We start from the raw sequence: 14,311 nt of genomic DNA on the forward strand, positions 1-14,311 counted from the left end.
ACATGAGCGGAAGCCGCAATGTGTTGAACGCGAGTGCAATGGTCGAAGTGCCGTTCCACGACGTCGATGCGATGAACGTGTGCTGGCACGGCCATTATCTGAAGTACTTCGAGATTGGCCGCGCGGCGCTATTGCGCGCGTTCGACTACGACTACCGCGAGATGCAGGCGTCGGGTTATCTCTGGCCGATCGTCGAAGCGCATCTCAAGTACGTTCGTCCGGCTACATACGGTCAGGAGCTCGACGTGCGCACGCAACTGCTCGAACACGAAAACCGCTTGAAAATAGGCTATGAAATCGTCGATTGCGCATCGGGCACGCGGCTCACCAAGGGCTATACGATCCAGGTGGCCGTCGATGCCGCCACGCGGGAGTTGCAGTTCGTGTCGCCGCCGGTCGTCTTCGAGAAACTGGAGCGGGTATGGGGACGATGAATCCTCGCGCGCGTCTGTCGAACGTGCTGCGTGCATTTGCGGTCGCGACTGCGCTGAACGTCGCGATAGGGCCGGCGTACGCGGCGTCAACGACGGCAACGGCAACCGCAACCGCAACTGGTTCGGCGGCGCAAGCACCACAGTCGGCAACAAAAAAAGCAGTAGAAGCGGGGTCAACAGACGGCAACCCCGCGCTCGTTTCGCAGATCGCCTCGCACCTGGCTCAGGCCAAAGGCGTGCGCGCGCAATTCACGCAAACGCAGACGCTCGCCGCGATGAAGCAGCCGCTCGTCAGTACCGGTTCCTTGCTGTTCCTGCGTGAGCGCGGCGTGATCTGGCACATCGACACGCCGTACAAAGCCACTTACGTGATCACCGATGCTGGCGTCGCCGAGCTGAACGCCAACGGTCAGCGCGTCACGGCGCACAGTGCGCAAGGCACGCGCGGCGTCGCGCAGGTCTCGAAGATGATGCGTGCGATGCTCGGCGGCGATCTGTCCGCCCTCTATTCGCAGTTCGACGTGCAGGCCGAGGGCAGCGCCGCGCACTGGCGCATGCAACTCACGCCGAACCAGCCGCAGATCGCGCAGTCGATCAAAGGTTTGCAGATGACCGGCGGCGATTATCTGCAGAGCTTGCGCATTGCCCTCGCCAACGGCGATACGACGCAGCTCGAGTTCAGCAAAAGCGAGGCGGTGAGTGAACCGGCCGCGACCGAACGCAGCTTGCTCGGGGCGCCCTGATGGAGTTGCTGCAACACACGTCCGAGAAAAAAGCATGGGGCATACGCGCCGCGTGGCTGCTGCTCGCGCTCGTCGCGGCGCTGTATTGCGGCTGGCGTTTTGCCGGACCGTCGCCGTTGCAAACCAATCTGCTCGCGCTGCTGCCCGCGACCGAAGCGGACCCCGTCGCCGAAAAAGCTGTTGATACGCTTGCTAGCGCGCTGGGGGACCGCACGGTTTTCCTGGTGACCAGTCGCGACGACGCACACGCGAAAGCGGCGGCGAAGCAACTCGGCGCGTCGCTGCAAAAGAGCGGTGCGTTCACTTCGGTGACGGCGGAATTGCCGCCGTTCGATCTATCGCAGATCGCGTCGCTGTATATGCCATATCGCTTCGGTTTGCTGACGGCTGCCGACCGCGCTGTCATTGCCGGCAATAAGGCGTCGGATTCCGCGTCAAACTCCGCGTTACATGACGCGCTTGCCCAGCACATCTACAGCCCATTGCGCGGCGGGCTCACCACGTCGCTCGCCGACGATCCCTTCGGCTGGCTCGAACATTGGCTCGGCAATCTGCCGCTTGCGACATCGAAGCTTGAACTCGAAGATGGGCTGTTGGTATCGCATCAGGACGCGCATCGAGGCAACGCAACGAGCGTACTGATCGCCGCGACTCTACCGGGCTCGGCCTACGAAACAAAGACACAGCAAGCAGTACTCGCGGCGCTCACGCAAGGCGAAAGCGCGTTGAAGCAGGCATTCCCCGACGTATCCGTCGCGCGAACCGGCGCCGTGTTCTACGCAGAATCGGCGCGCAGCGCATCGGAACGCGAAGTGCATCTGATCGGCGTCGCATCGCTCGTCGGCATCGCGTTGTTGATGATGTGGGTGTTCCGTTCGCCGCGTCTGCTATTGCTTGGTTTCGTCTCAACAGCCCTCGGCATTGTCTGCGCACTCGCCGTGACGTTGCTTGTATTCGGCAAGCTGCATTTGCTGACGCTCGTGTTCGGCGCGAGCCTGATCGGCGAAGCGGTCGATTATTCGATCCAGTATTTCGTCGTCTATCTCGGCGCCGGGCGCGATTGGGATGCACGGCGAGGCGCGCGTGCCGTGCGTCCCGCGTTGAGTGTTGCGCTTGCCACGAGCCTGCTCGGCTACGCGATTCTCACATGGGTACCTTTCCCCGCGCTCAAGCAGATCGCGTGCTTTGCGATGGCGGGCATCGTGACGGCTTTCGCCTCGGTGATGTGGCTATTGCCCGCGTTGCTGCCCCACGCGCCGAAGCACAGCCCGCGGCGACTTTTCGAGCGCGCGGCGCGTTTGCTCAGTGCATGGCATCGCGCGATCGGCGGCAGGCGTGCATGGTTCGTCGCGGCGCTGCTGCTGGTCGTCGCAATTCCCGGCTGGTTGCGTCTCACGAGCGACGACGATATTCATCTGCTGATCCAGCGCGACCCTTCGCTCGTCGCGCAAGAGGATAAGGTGCGCGAGGCCGTGGGCGTCGATAACAGCGCGCAGTTTTTTGTCGTGCGCGGCGAAACGCCCGAGGTCGTATTGCAGCGGGCCGAAGCGCTCGGCGCAAAACTCGACGCACTGAACGGCACGCCGGACAAGGTGGGCGGTTATCAGTCGGTCGCGCAATTCGTGCCGTCGGCGCAGCAGCAGAATGAAGACCGCGCGTTGCTCGCACAGCATGTGTTCGACGATAAGGCTGCATTGCGCAGCACGCTGCTGCAAGCCGGCTTCAAGGACGAAGTCGCCGACGCGTGGATCGCCGCGCAAGCGAAACCGCAAGCGCTTCTTACCGTCGATCAATGGCTCGCCGTGCCGTGGTCGCAACCGTACCGGCATCTGTGGCTCGGCCAGGTCGATGCAGCGACGAAACCTTATGCCGCCGTCGTGATTCCGCAAGGCGTGACGCCGCGCAACGAGCCTGCATTGATCGCGACCGCACGCGCATTGCCCGGCGTCGCTTTCGTCGACAAGGCTGCGAGCGTGTCGAAGCTGTTCGGCGCGTATCGCGTGGATAGCGGCCGGTGGCTCGGCGGCGCGCTGACACTGGTGCTGATTCTGCTTGTCGTGCGATACGCCGCGCAGCGACTGCCCTCGGGCGATGCGGCGAAGGACCAGCCGTTGCAACACCGCGTGCGCGGCGGCATCGCCGTGACGCTGCCCGTGCTGCTCGCCGTGGGCGTCACGCTCGCGGTATTCGGCTACGCGCGCGTGCCGCTCAATCTGTTCAACTGGCTCGCGCTGATGCTGGTGCTCGGCGTCGGCGCAAATTACGCGGTGTTTCTGCGCGAAGGTTGTCTGCGCGCCGACGCGGATCTCGGCGCGGTGTGGACAGGTGTACTGCTGTCGGCGGCCACTACGCTGCTGTCGTTCGGCATGCTCGGCATGAGCGCAATGCCCGCGCTGAAGAGTTTTGGCGTGACGCTCGCGCTCGGCATCGCCGTGTCTGTGCTGCTCGCGCCGATCGGCATGCCATCGGAATCCAGGAGGGTCGCATGAAAGCGCCACCAGTTTATTTGCACGCGCTCGGCATGATCAACGCGCTCGGCGGCGACCTCGAAAGCATCGTGCCGGCGCTCGCCGCAAACCACGCGCGCGGCATGGCGGCGGTGCATACGGGCATCGGCGACGCGTTTGTCGGCAGCGTATTGACGCCGCTCGATCTTGCGCCGCCCGCCGATCTCGCGCGTTACGACTGCCGCAACAACCGCTTGCTGCTCGCCGCGCTCACGCAGATTGCGCCTGCTGTCGAAGCGGCGCGCGAGCGCTATGGTGCGCACCGGATCGGCGTGGTGCTCGGCACCAGCACATCCGGTATCGAAGCGGCCGAGGCCGCGTTCGTCTATCAGGCGCAAGCGGGCGACTTGCCCGCGAGCTTCAACTACCGGCAGATGGAGATCGGCACGGCCGCGCCGTTCGCGGCGGCCGCACTCGGCTTGCAGGGCCCCGCGTTCACGATCTCGACGGCGTGCACGTCGAGCGCGAAAGCGTTCGCGTCGGCGCGCCGTCTGCTGCAATTGCAGATGTGCGATGCGGTGGTCGTAGGCGGTGTCGATTCATTGTGCGAGCTGACGGTGCAAGGCTTTGCGTCGCTCGAATCGACGAGCAGCGTGCGCACCAACCCGATGAGCCGCAATCGTTGCGGGATCAACGTGGGCGAAGGCTCGGCGGTGTTTCTGATGAGCCGCGACGAAGCCGCGGTGCGCCTCGCGGGTGTCGGCGAATCGAGCGACGCGCATCATATTTCAGCGCCCGATCCGCAAGGTGTGGGCGGAGAAATGGCGCTGCGCGAAGCAATCGCGGATGCGGGTATTTCAGCGTCATCGATTGCTTATGTAAATCTGCACGCCACCGCCACGCGCAAGAACGACGAGATGGAAGCGAGCCTGATGTCACGCGTTTTCCCTGACGGCGTCGCGACGAGCGGCACGAAGCCGCTGACGGGTCATCAACTCGGTGCGGCGGGCGCGACCGAACTCGGCTTCGCCTGGCTCACGCTCGCGCGCGACGACGTTGCATTGCCACGTCATGCGTGGGACGGCGAAGCCGATCCCGCGCTGCCCTCGCTCGACCTCGTCGAGAGCGAACGATTCGTGCCGCGCGACGAGGGCTCGCAATACGTGATGAGCAACTCGTTTGCGTTCGGCGGCAGCAACGTCAGCCTGATTCTTGCACGGTGAGGCGCGCGATGAACTCAACACCAGGCATCGACGAACTGTTGCAGCAACCTATCGAGGCGATCATCCCGCATCGCGGCACCATGTTGCTGATCGACGCCGTCAACACGTTCGACGAACAGACGCTGATTGCGCGCGCAACCGTGCATGCCGATGCCTGGTATGCGGATGCGCAAGGCGCGATGCCCGCGTGGATCGGCATCGAACTGATGGCGCAGGCAATCGCGGCGCACGTTGCATTGCTGGCGATGCGTGGCGGCGGCCGCGCGCGGCCCGGTGTGCTGCTCGGTTCGCGCAGCTACAAGGCGTTGCAGCCGTCGTTCGCGGGCGGTGCGCAATTGCTGATTCGCACAACGGAGCTGCTGCGCAGCGACGAAGGCCACGGCGCATACGAATGCACGATTCATCATGGCGACGTGTGTTGCGCCGAGGCCGTGATCAAGGTATTCCAGCCGTCCGATTTTCAGTCATTCATTGAAGGGAGTTTCAGTTCATGAGCCGGCGTGTTCTCGTTACCGGCGCAAGCCGCGGCATCGGCCGCGCGATTGCGTACCAGTTGGCCGCCGACGGCTTTGCGGTATCCGTGCACTGCCGCACGGGGCGTGCCGAGGCCGAAGCGGTCGCGACGGGCATTGCCGCGCAGGGCGGCACCGCGCGCGTGCTGCAATTCGACGTGCGCGAGCGCGCGGTGTGCCGCGAAGTGCTCGAAGCGGACGTCGCTGCGTACGGTCCGTACTACGGCATCGTATGCAGCGCCGGCGTGACGCGCGACGCCGCTTTCCCTGCGCTCACCGACGAAGACTGGGACGTTGTAATCGAAACCGGTCTCGACTCTTTCTATAACGTCGTTCATCCGCTGACCATGCCGATGGTGCGCGCGCGCAAGGGCGGGCGCATCGTCACGATCGCGTCGGTATCCGGCGTGATGGGCAATCGCGGCCAGGTCAACTACAGCGCGGCAAAAGCTGGCCTGATCGGCGCGACCAAGGCGCTCGCGGTGGAACTCGCGACGCGCAACATCACCGTGAACTGCGTGGCTCCCGGTTTGATCGAAACCGGCATGCTGGAAGAGATGCCGCTCGAACACGCATTGAAGACGGTGCCGATGAACCGCGTCGGTCAACCTGCCGAGGTGGCGTCCGTGGTCAGCTTCCTGATGTCGGATGCGGCCTCGTATGTCACGCGCCAGGTGATCGGCGTCAATGGCGGGATGGTGTGATGAAGCGAGTCGTCATTACCGGCATGGGCGGTGTCACCGCGCTCGGCGATAGCTGGGACGCGATCGAAGCGCGCCTGAAAAGCGGCGTGAACGCAGTGCGGCGCATGCCCGAGTGGGACTACTTCGAATCGTTGCACACGCGGCTCGCATGTCCGTTGCCGGAGTTCGTCGCGCCCGCTCACTATCCGCGCAAGAAGACGCGTTCGATGGGCCCCGTGTCGATGTATTCGGTGCGCGCAAGCGAACTCGCGCTCGCCGACGCGGGCCTCGCCGACGACCCTGGCATCAAGGACGGCCGCATGGGTGTCGCATACGGTTCGTCGTCGGGTTCCGTGCAGCCGATCCGCGCGTTCGGCACGATGCTCGAAACGGGCTCCATGAGCGACGTCACATCGAACAGCTACGTGCAGATGATGCCGCACACGGCGGCAGTGAACGTCAGCCTGTTCTGGGACTTGAAAGGGCGAATCATTCCGACGTCGTGTGCATGTGCATCGGGCAGCCAGGCGATCGGCTACGCGTATGAAGCGATTCAGACGGGCAAGCAGACACTGATGCTCGCGGGCGGCGCGGAAGAACTGTCTGGCCCGGCGGTCGCCGTATTCGATACGTTGTACGCAACGAGCACTCGCAACGACGAGCCGCATCTGACGCCGCGTCCTTTCGATGCCGCGCGCGACGGCCTCGTGGTCGGCGAAGGCGCGGCCACGCTGGTGCTCGAGGAATACGAACATGCAGTCGCGCGCGGCGCGCGGATTCACGCGGAGATCGTCGGCTTCGGGTGCAACTCGGACGGCGCGCATATGACACAGCCTACCGCGGAAACGATGGCGCTCGCGATGCAACTCGCGCTCAACGACGCACAACTCCGGCCCGAAGCGATCGAGTACGTCAACGCGCATGGCACGTCGACTGATCGTGGCGATATCGCGGAAAGCCACGCGACCGCGCAGACGTTCGGCGAGCGCATGCCGATCAGTTCGCTCAAGAGCTACGTCGGCCATACGCTCGGCGCGTGCGGCGCGCTCGAAGCCTGGTGGACGATCGAGATGATGAAGCGCAACTGGTACGCGCCCACGCTGAATCTGCATGACGTGGACCCGGCTTGCGCGCCGCTCGATTACATCGTCGGCGCGGGGCGCGAGATCGACGCCGAACTGGTGATGAGCAACAACTTCGCGTTCGGCGGGATCAATACGTCGCTCATTTTCAGGCGCGTTCGATGAGCGTGAAGCTGCAACGCGTAGTTGTCACCGGCATGGGCATCGTGTCGTGCCTCGGCAATTCGCTCGACGAAGTGTCCGCGGCATTGCGTGCGGGGACATCGCGCATCGAGCGGATCGACGCGTGGCGCGAGCGCGGCTTTGCGTCGCAAGTCGCGGGCGTCGCTTCCGTCGCTAACGAGGCGCCGTTCGAGCGCAAACTGGAGCGCTTCATGGGCGATACAGCACGTTTCGCTTGCCATGCCGCGCGCAAGGCAATCGACGATGCCGGGCTTAATGCCGCCATGTTGCGCTCGCCGCTTGCCGGCACGGTGATGGGCTCGGGCGTCGGTACGATGTCGAGCTACGACGAGGCGATGGCCATTGCGAATACGCGCGGCGTCGAAAAAGTGCCGCCTTATACGGTGCCGCATGCAATGAGCAGCACCGCTTCGGCGAACGTCGCGCAGGTGTTCGGGCTCGAAGGCGTCAGCTATTCGCCGTCGTCGGCATGTACGACTTCCGCGCTGGCGATCGGCCAGGCGATGCAACTGATTCAGACCGGCCGCCAGCAGATCGTGCTCGCGGGCGGCAGCGAATCGCTGCACGACAACATGACGCTGATGTTCGACGCGATGGGCGCGTTGTCGCGCCGCTTCAACGACACGCCCGAGCGCGCCTCGCGTCCTTACGATACGGCGCGCGACGGTTTCGTGATTGCGTCGGGCGGCGGCGTGCTCGTGCTCGAAGCACTGGATCACGCATTGGCGCGCGGCGCACGCATCTACGCGGAACTCACCGGATTCGGCGATTGCACCGACGCCGGCATGGTCACACCGCGCGCGGCCGGCATCGCACGCGCCATGCGCGGCGCGCTGAACGAAGCGGGCAAGCGTCCGGATTACATCAACACGCATGCGCCTTCCACGCCGCCTGGCGACGTCGAGGAACTGCATGCGTTAAGGCAAGTGTTCGGCGCGGCATCGGACCACGGCGTGCCCGCGTTTTCGTCGACCAAGAGCATGACCGGGCATCCGCTTGGCGCATGCGGCGCGCACGAAGCGGTCTACACGTTGCTGATGATGCGCGACGGGTTTATAGCGGGCACAACGGGAATAGATTCAGCGGAGCCGGAAATCGACGGCATGCCGCTCGTGCGCGAAACACGCGATGCGCGCATCGGCACGGCGATGTCGGTGTCGTTCGGATTCGGCGGAAGTTGCGCGAGTTTGATGTTCGAGGCGTGGCAGGGCGGCTGAACGGTCGCAACTTTAAAAAACGAGGGTGACGAAAATGAAAAGAGCTTGGGTGCTAGGCGCATTGACGATTGCAGCGGCGACGCTGACGGGTTGTGCGACGCAGGTGAAGTCGCTGCCGCTGGCGGCCGCGGGCGGCGAATCGCGCGGTGGCGTGCCCGTGTATTTCGGCGAGCAGAGCCATCCGGCCGTGAAGAGCGAACTCGGCAACGTGTCGTACTCCGTGCGCATCGCGCGCAAGGTCGCAGGTCCGGACGACGCGTGCCGCGAGGCGCTTGGTGAAGCGATCGGCAAACTGCGCGCGGCGGCACGCGAGCGCAATGCGAATGCAGTGATCGACGTGACGACGCGCTTTCACAGCAGCGAAAGCAATTCGTCGAGCGAGTTCACCTGCGGCGTGAGCCCGAGTGCTGCCGCGATTGCGATCAGCGGCCGGCTTGCCGTGCTCGAGGCGAACTGAGTTGCAACGCAGTGGATAAGAAAAACGTAAAACCCATAACAACCACGAAGGAGTATCAATGAAACGTCATCTGATATTGGTCACACTCGCTACTTCGTTTGCGATGCTGAGCGCCGCGCCGGCCTTTGCGCGCGACTCGGTGAGCAACTATCCGATCAGCGAAGCGTTGCAAAGCGAACCGGGCAAGGTCGGCGACGACGTTGCGCTGTATTTCGCAGGCCAGCGGCATCCGGCCGTCGCGAAGACGATCGGCGAATTCGCGACGAACAAGAAGACGAACGCGTTCGGCAAGAGCGATGAGGCGGCATGTCAGCATGTGTTCCTGTCGGCGGTGATCGAGTTGCAAGACCGCGCGCGCAAGGAAGGCGGCAACGCGGTGATCAACATCAAGAGCAACTACAAGAACGAAGTGCGCGAGAGCGCGACCGAGTTCACCTGTGGCGCGGGCGCGGTGATCGCCGGCGTCGCGCTGAAGGGCGATGTGGTCACGCTGCGCAAGTAACGCGACTTAAGCCAGTTCAGGTGGCCTTCACCGCCGCGACATTGACGAGCGTTTCGCGGCGCTTGCCGGGTTGCGGACGGTAAAGGCCGAGTCGCTCCAGCAGGCCGAAGTCTTTCGCACGGCTCCACCACAGGTACGGCAGCGAGACGTTGCGTTCGGTGAAGCTGAAGCCGCTGCGGCGAATCATGTCGAGATAGCCATCCGCGCTTTTTTGCACATGCATCGGATGGCGAAACAGCAGCCGGATCACCCACGATCTGATGTACGCGTCGGTGGATTCGGCGAACAGCAGGACGCCGCCAGGCTTTAACACGCGGCGGAACTCGGCGAGCGCGCGGTCCTGCTCGACGAGATGATGGAAGGTCTGATGGCAGAACACGATGTCGGCGCTTGCATCGGGCAGCGGCAGTGCCGCGCAGTCGCCGTGCAGCAGTTCGATGTCGGCGAGCTGATTGCGGCAAGCAGCGGCGGCGTTGACGGCGAGCTTTAGCGACGCCTCGTGATAGTCGATACCGACGATGCGGCACGGCTTGAATGCATCGGCGAGCAGGCGAAACGAAATACCTTGTCCGCAGCCCACGTCGACGATAACGGGCGCTGCGGGCAACGGCGTATCAATCAAACGTTTGAGATCGTTGATCGCGACGCGCAACACATGATGTTCCCATGTGTGAGTACGCAGGAACCAGATTCCAAATGCCGTTTCCGGCACGAAAGGCACGCTGGATGTTGGAGACGGCGACACGCTGGGGCTCCCCGGTGAATGGTGGTTATTGCTGTTAGAGATGCAATGTAACAGGACGTAAGGATGCAGCGTAATGCTGCGTCGGGCAAGCAAACGATTGAGGCAAACTTGAGTACACATGACATGAAGCACACGGCCGGGCACATCGCCGTTGACGTAGCGATCATCGGCGCCGGTCCGGCCGGCGCGGTGGCGGCCGCGTTGCTGCGCAAAGCGGGCCGCTCGGTGCTCGTGCTGGAGCGCCAGCACTTCCCGCGTTTTTCGATTGGCGAGAGCCTGTTGCCGCAAAGCATGGCTTACCTCGAGGAAGCGGGCATGCTGCAAGCGGTGGTCGAGGCGGGCTTCCAGTACAAGAACGGCGCGCAGTTCGTGTATCGCGGCCAGTCGTCGTCATTCGACTTCCGCGACAAGCATTCGGCGGGATGGGGCACGACCTACCAGGTCGAGCGCGCTGTGTTCGACGACATCCTGATTCGCTGCGCGGCCGAGCAGGGCGCGGACGTGCGCTTCGGGCATACGGTGCAGGCTGTTCATACGGACGAGGGCACGGGCGCTGCGCCGCGCGTCGACGTGACGGACGAAGCCGGTCATGCGTATCAGGTTCAAGCGCGCTTCATATTCGATGCAAGCGGGTTCGGCCGCGTGCTGCCGCGTCTGCTGAGTCTGGAGGCGCCCACGCGCTTGCCGACCCGCGCGGCGCTTTTCTCGCATGTCTATGATGGCCTGCCGGCCGGCGCCCACGATCGCAACAAGATTTGCGTGGCAACGCATCCTGAGCGCCGCGATGTGTGGTTCTGGATGATTCCGCTTGCGGGCGGGCGGTCGTCGGTGGGTTGCGTCGCCGAGTCGAGTTATCTCGACGTGCCCGAAGCCGAGCGCGAGGCGAAGCTGCGTGCGCTGATCCAGAAAGAGCCGACGTTTAACCGGCTGATCGGCGACGCGCCGTTCCTGATGCCGGTGCGTCATATCGGCGGTTATTCGGCGAACGTCGAGCGTCTGCACGGACCCGGTTACGCACTGCTCGGTAATGCCGGTGAGTTTCTCGATCCGGTGTTCTCCTCGGGCGTGACGATCGCGCTACGCTCGGCGTATCTGGCAGTGCAGACCTTGAACCGCCAACTGGATGGCGAGCAGGTCGACTGGTCCGCGAACTACGATGTGCCCTTGCGCAAGGGCATCGACACATTCCGCGCGTTTGTCGAGCGCTGGTACACGGGCGAATTGCAGGACATCATTTTCTATCCCGACCAAACGCCGTCGATCCGCCGCATGATCAGCGCCGTGCTGGCGGGCTACGCGTGGGACGAATCGAACCCGTATGTCGCCGATCCGGTGCGCAGGCTCAATGCATTGCATGAGGTGTGCACGCACGGCTGAGTCCTCGCACGCAACGTATGCACTGCATGCGGAAACTGAAACGGCGCTCCCTTGTCATGCTTGGGAGCGCCGTTTTCGTTCGATATCAGCAAAGCACATCAGGCCACATTCGAACGTCGATCAGGCCGCAAACCGTGCGACGCGCGGCACATGCTGCCGTACATCGTCGCGGCGGTGCACGCGCTTGCCGGCCGCATACGTTTCATAGACAGCGCGATCGTCGCCAAGCAGCGCGAAAGCGAACAGCAGTTCTTCGAGCGATTCTGTGCGCGCCGTGCGGCGCGCGAGAAGCGGCGTTGCTTGCGGATCGAGCACGACGAAGTCCGCTTCCGACTTCGGCTTGAGCGCGCCCACCTTGTCGGCGAGATCGAGCGCTTCGGCCGCACCCGCTGTCGCGAGATAGAACATGCGCGTGGCCGTCAGATGATGGCCCGTCAAACGCGCGACTTTGTGCGCCTCGTTCATCGTTTGCAGCATCGAGAACGACGTGCCGCCGCCGACGTCGGTAGCGAGCGCGATCGGCATGCCGGCTTCATCGGCCTTGTCGAAATCGAATAGGCCGCTGCCGAGAAACAGGTTCGAAGTCGGGCAATGCGACGCGACGGTGCCGGTTTGAGCCATGCGTTGCCGGTCTTGCGCGTCGAGATGAATGCAGTGGCCGTACACGGCGCGGCGGCGCAGCAGACCGTAGTGGTCGTAGATGTCCAGATAGCTGCGATGACCGGGGAAGAGACTGTTCACCCACTTCACTTCATCGGTGTTTTCCGCGACGTGGCTCTGGATGAACACATCCGCATGCTTGCCCGCCAGCACGCCGCATGCTTCCAGTTGCGCTTCGGTCGACGTCGGCGCAAAGCGCGGCGTGAGCGCGTACATTTGACGGCCGCGATTGTGCCAGCGGCCGATCAGCTCGGCGCTGTCGTCGTAGCCGGACTGCGCGGTGTCGCGCAGAAACTCGGGACAGTTGCGGTCCATCAGCACCTTGCCCGCCACCATGCGCAGATTGCGCGCCTCGCTTTCGGCGAAGAGCGCGTCGGCCGATTCCTTATGCACCGTGCAATACACGAGCGCCGTGGTCGTGCCGCAAGACAGCAGTTCTTCGAGGAAGAAGCTCGCCGTATCGCGCGCATAGGCTTGATCGGCGAAACGGCGTTCGGTCGGAAACGTGTACGTGTCGAGCCAGGGCAACAGGCCGGGCGCAGGCGACGCGATCATGTCCGTCTGCGGATAATGAATATGCGTGTCGATGAAACCCGGCACGATCAGCTTGTCGCGCATGTCCTGCACCGGCGCGCCCGCCGCTAGCTGCGGCGAGAGCACCGCATACTCGCCCGCTGCGACGACATGGCCGTCTTCGACGATCAGCAGGCCGTCCTCATTGAAGACCGCTGCATTGGGCGAGCGCGACGGATCGCCGTTGAAAGTCAGCAATTGCGCGCGGAATGCCGATTGGGCTGGATTAGCCGTTTGCGCCGGGTGAGTCATGAGAAAGCCGTCTCCGAATGTGAAAAGCCAGGCAGCGTGGAAGGCGGCGTTGCGATGCCGGATTCGTCGAGGAGTCCACGCCGTCCACGCTGCGATACATCGGCCCGTCAGTGCGGGCCGTTTTGATTCCAATGTGCGTCGAGCTTCGCGATCAGCTCCGCGCGTTGCCCGGGCGTAACGAACGACGCTTCGAAACCGTTGCGGATGATCGTGTAGACCTCGGCATCGTCGAGCTTCAATGCGTCGATGGTCGCCGCATAGTTCGCGTTCACATAGCCGCCGAAATACGCGGGATCGTCGGAATTCACCGTGACGGCGACGCCGCGATCGAGCAAGTCTTTCAGCGTGTGTTTCGTCATGTCGTCGAATACGCAGAGCTTGAGGTTCGACAGCGGACACACCGTCAACGCAACGCGCGTGTCGGCAAGACGCGCGACGAGCGCCGGATCTTCGATGCTGCGCACGCCGTGATCGACGCGGTCCACCTTGAGCAGATCGAGCGCTTCATAGATATACGACGGCGGTCCTTCCTCGCCCGCATGCGCGACGAGCTTCAGGCCGACCGCACGCGCTTTCGCGAAGACGCGCTCGAACTTCGAGGGCGGATGGCCGCGCTCCGACGAATCGAGCCCGACGCCGATCAGACGATGCCTGTACTGCTCGAATAAAGGCCGCGCTTCCTCGAATGTGGCGAGCGCATCTTCTTCCGACAGGTGACGCAGGAAGCACAAAATCAGCTTGCTCGACATGCCGCGCTTTTCAGCGTCGGCGAGCGCGCGCTCGATGCCGGCTACGACCGTCGCAATAGGCACGCCGCGCTCGGTGTGTGTCTGCGGATCGAAGAAAATTTCGCTGTGAATCACGTTGTCGGCGAGGCAGCGCTCGACATACGCCATCGTCATGTCGTAGAAATCCTGCTCGTGCAGCAGCACGCTTGCGCCGGCGTAATAGATGTCGAGAAACGATTGCAGATCGGTGAACGCGTAGGCGTCGCGCAACGCTTCGATCGAGTCGTAAGCGAGCTTCACGCCGTTGCGCTCGGCAAGCGCGAAAATCAGTTCGGGTTCAAGCGAGCCCTCGATGTGAATATGCAACTCGGCCTTCGGTGCGAGCATGGCCTTTTCGATGAGGGACGTAGCGGTTGTTGTATTCATGGTCGGTCAGGAGTTCATTGGTGTCGTTGTGCGCCGGATGCGTGAGCGTGATGTCGACCTGCCGTTC

The 14,311-nt window shown here is 63.5% G+C and carries 14 protein-coding genes; 11 read left to right on the top strand and 3 right to left on the bottom strand.

Going from position 1 to position 14,311, the window contains the following annotated elements; all coding sequences use genetic code 11:
- Positions 1-2 precede the first annotated feature (2 nt).
- From F759_RS0135820 to F759_RS0135865, 10 genes are read left to right on the top strand one after another with little or no spacing between them, the layout of a single operon-like run.
- Positions 3-434 (top strand): acyl-CoA thioesterase, encoded by a 432-nt coding sequence (locus tag F759_RS0135820; protein ID WP_027803956.1) that lies wholly within the window; start codon positions 3-5, stop codon positions 432-434.
- On the top strand, positions 422-1,177 hold the full coding sequence (locus F759_RS0135825) for an outer membrane lipoprotein carrier protein LolA (RefSeq protein ID WP_027803957.1): 756 nt from the start codon (positions 422-424) through the stop codon (positions 1,175-1,177). Before F759_RS0135820 ends, F759_RS0135825 begins: the two co-directional genes overlap by 13 nt.
- Positions 1,177-3,666: an MMPL family transporter gene (locus F759_RS0135830; RefSeq protein ID WP_027803958.1), complete on the top strand. Its 2,490-nt coding sequence runs from the start codon at positions 1,177-1,179 to the stop codon at positions 3,664-3,666. Before F759_RS0135825 ends, F759_RS0135830 begins: the two co-directional genes overlap by 1 nt.
- Positions 3,663-4,847 carry a beta-ketoacyl-[acyl-carrier-protein] synthase family protein gene (locus F759_RS0135835; RefSeq protein WP_027803959.1) on the top strand — a complete coding sequence of 395 codons (1,185 nt, stop codon included), beginning with the start codon at positions 3,663-3,665 and terminating at the stop codon, positions 4,845-4,847. The genes F759_RS0135830 and F759_RS0135835 overlap by 4 nt, the downstream gene beginning before the upstream one ends.
- 8 nt (positions 4,848-4,855) lie before the next feature.
- Complete coding sequence (locus F759_RS0135840) at positions 4,856-5,341, top strand: hotdog family protein (RefSeq protein ID WP_027803960.1); 486 nt, start codon at positions 4,856-4,858, stop codon at positions 5,339-5,341.
- Positions 5,338-6,063, top strand: coding sequence for a 3-ketoacyl-ACP reductase FabG2 (locus F759_RS0135845; protein WP_027803961.1), 726 nt, complete (start codon positions 5,338-5,340; stop codon positions 6,061-6,063). The genes F759_RS0135840 and F759_RS0135845 overlap by 4 nt, the downstream gene beginning before the upstream one ends.
- Entirely contained in the window at positions 6,063-7,289 is a 1,227-nt protein-coding gene (locus F759_RS0135850) for a beta-ketoacyl-ACP synthase (RefSeq protein WP_027803962.1), read from the top strand. The genes F759_RS0135845 and F759_RS0135850 overlap by 1 nt, the downstream gene beginning before the upstream one ends.
- On the top strand, positions 7,286-8,524 hold the full coding sequence (locus F759_RS0135855) for a beta-ketoacyl synthase N-terminal-like domain-containing protein (RefSeq protein ID WP_027803963.1): 1,239 nt from the start codon (positions 7,286-7,288) through the stop codon (positions 8,522-8,524). Before F759_RS0135850 ends, F759_RS0135855 begins: the two co-directional genes overlap by 4 nt.
- Before the next feature lie 34 nt (positions 8,525-8,558).
- Positions 8,559-8,981, top strand: a complete 423-nt coding sequence (locus F759_RS0135860; RefSeq protein ID WP_027803964.1) for a hypothetical protein — start codon at positions 8,559-8,561, stop codon at positions 8,979-8,981.
- A 58-nt stretch (positions 8,982-9,039) separates the two neighbouring features.
- Positions 9,040-9,483, top strand: coding sequence for an excinuclease ABC subunit A (locus F759_RS0135865; protein ID WP_027803965.1), 444 nt, complete (start codon positions 9,040-9,042; stop codon positions 9,481-9,483).
- 16 nt (positions 9,484-9,499) lie between these two features.
- On the opposite strand, the gene F759_RS0135870 is transcribed toward F759_RS0135865, so the two are convergent.
- On the bottom strand, positions 9,500-10,228 hold the full coding sequence (locus tag F759_RS0135870) for a class I SAM-dependent methyltransferase (RefSeq protein WP_027803966.1): 729 nt from the start codon (positions 10,226-10,228) through the stop codon (positions 9,500-9,502).
- A 123-nt stretch (positions 10,229-10,351) separates the two neighbouring features.
- On the opposite strand from F759_RS0135870, the gene F759_RS0135875 reads away from it, so the two are divergent.
- Positions 10,352-11,605 carry an NAD(P)/FAD-dependent oxidoreductase gene (locus F759_RS0135875; protein WP_027803967.1) on the top strand — a complete coding sequence of 418 codons (1,254 nt, stop codon included), beginning with the start codon at positions 10,352-10,354 and terminating at the stop codon, positions 11,603-11,605.
- Positions 11,606-11,725: 120 nt separating this feature from the next.
- Here the strand turns inward: F759_RS0135875 and guaD are convergent, their stop codons facing one another.
- Both guaD and F759_RS0135885 read right to left on the bottom strand, forming a co-directional pair.
- Complete coding sequence (guaD, locus tag F759_RS0135880) at positions 11,726-13,090, bottom strand: guanine deaminase (RefSeq protein ID WP_027803968.1); 1,365 nt, start codon at positions 13,088-13,090, stop codon at positions 11,726-11,728.
- Positions 13,091-13,197: 107 nt separating this feature from the next.
- The gene (locus tag F759_RS0135885; RefSeq protein ID WP_027803969.1) at positions 13,198-14,244 is read right to left on the bottom strand and encodes an adenosine deaminase; all 1,047 of its coding nucleotides are present in this window, start codon (positions 14,242-14,244) and stop codon (positions 13,198-13,200) included.
- Positions 14,245-14,311: the final 67 nt, after the last annotated feature.

Source organism: Paraburkholderia dilworthii (assembly GCF_000472525.1).
Lineage (GTDB): Bacteria > Pseudomonadota > Gammaproteobacteria > Burkholderiales > Burkholderiaceae > Paraburkholderia > Paraburkholderia dilworthii.

Excerpts from the sequence above, each read along its gene's own strand:
- F759_RS0135850 (WP_027803962.1), top strand. The coding sequence starts at position 6,063 with ATGAAGCGAGTCGTCATTACCGGCATGGGCGGTGTCACCGCGCTCGGC.
- F759_RS0135885 (WP_027803969.1), bottom strand. The coding sequence starts at position 14,244 with ATGAATACAACAACCGCTACGTCCCTCATCGAAAAGGCCATGCTCGCA.
- F759_RS0135845 (WP_027803961.1), top strand. The coding sequence starts at position 5,338 with ATGAGCCGGCGTGTTCTCGTTACCGGCGCAAGCCGCGGCATCGGCCGC.
- guaD (WP_027803968.1), bottom strand. The coding sequence starts at position 13,090 with ATGACTCACCCGGCGCAAACGGCTAATCCAGCCCAATCGGCATTCCGC.
- F759_RS0135875 (WP_027803967.1), top strand. The coding sequence starts at position 10,352 with ATGAAGCACACGGCCGGGCACATCGCCGTTGACGTAGCGATCATCGGC.
- F759_RS0135835 (WP_027803959.1), top strand. The coding sequence starts at position 3,663 with ATGAAAGCGCCACCAGTTTATTTGCACGCGCTCGGCATGATCAACGCG.
- F759_RS0135830 (WP_027803958.1), top strand. The coding sequence starts at position 1,177 with ATGGAGTTGCTGCAACACACGTCCGAGAAAAAAGCATGGGGCATACGC.
- F759_RS0135825 (WP_027803957.1), top strand. The coding sequence starts at position 422 with ATGGGGACGATGAATCCTCGCGCGCGTCTGTCGAACGTGCTGCGTGCA.
- F759_RS0135820 (WP_027803956.1), top strand. The coding sequence starts at position 3 with ATGAGCGGAAGCCGCAATGTGTTGAACGCGAGTGCAATGGTCGAAGTG.
- F759_RS0135860 (WP_027803964.1), top strand. The coding sequence starts at position 8,559 with ATGAAAAGAGCTTGGGTGCTAGGCGCATTGACGATTGCAGCGGCGACG.
- F759_RS0135865 (WP_027803965.1), top strand. The coding sequence starts at position 9,040 with ATGAAACGTCATCTGATATTGGTCACACTCGCTACTTCGTTTGCGATG.
- F759_RS0135855 (WP_027803963.1), top strand. The coding sequence starts at position 7,286 with ATGAGCGTGAAGCTGCAACGCGTAGTTGTCACCGGCATGGGCATCGTG.
- F759_RS0135840 (WP_027803960.1), top strand. The coding sequence starts at position 4,856 with ATGAACTCAACACCAGGCATCGACGAACTGTTGCAGCAACCTATCGAG.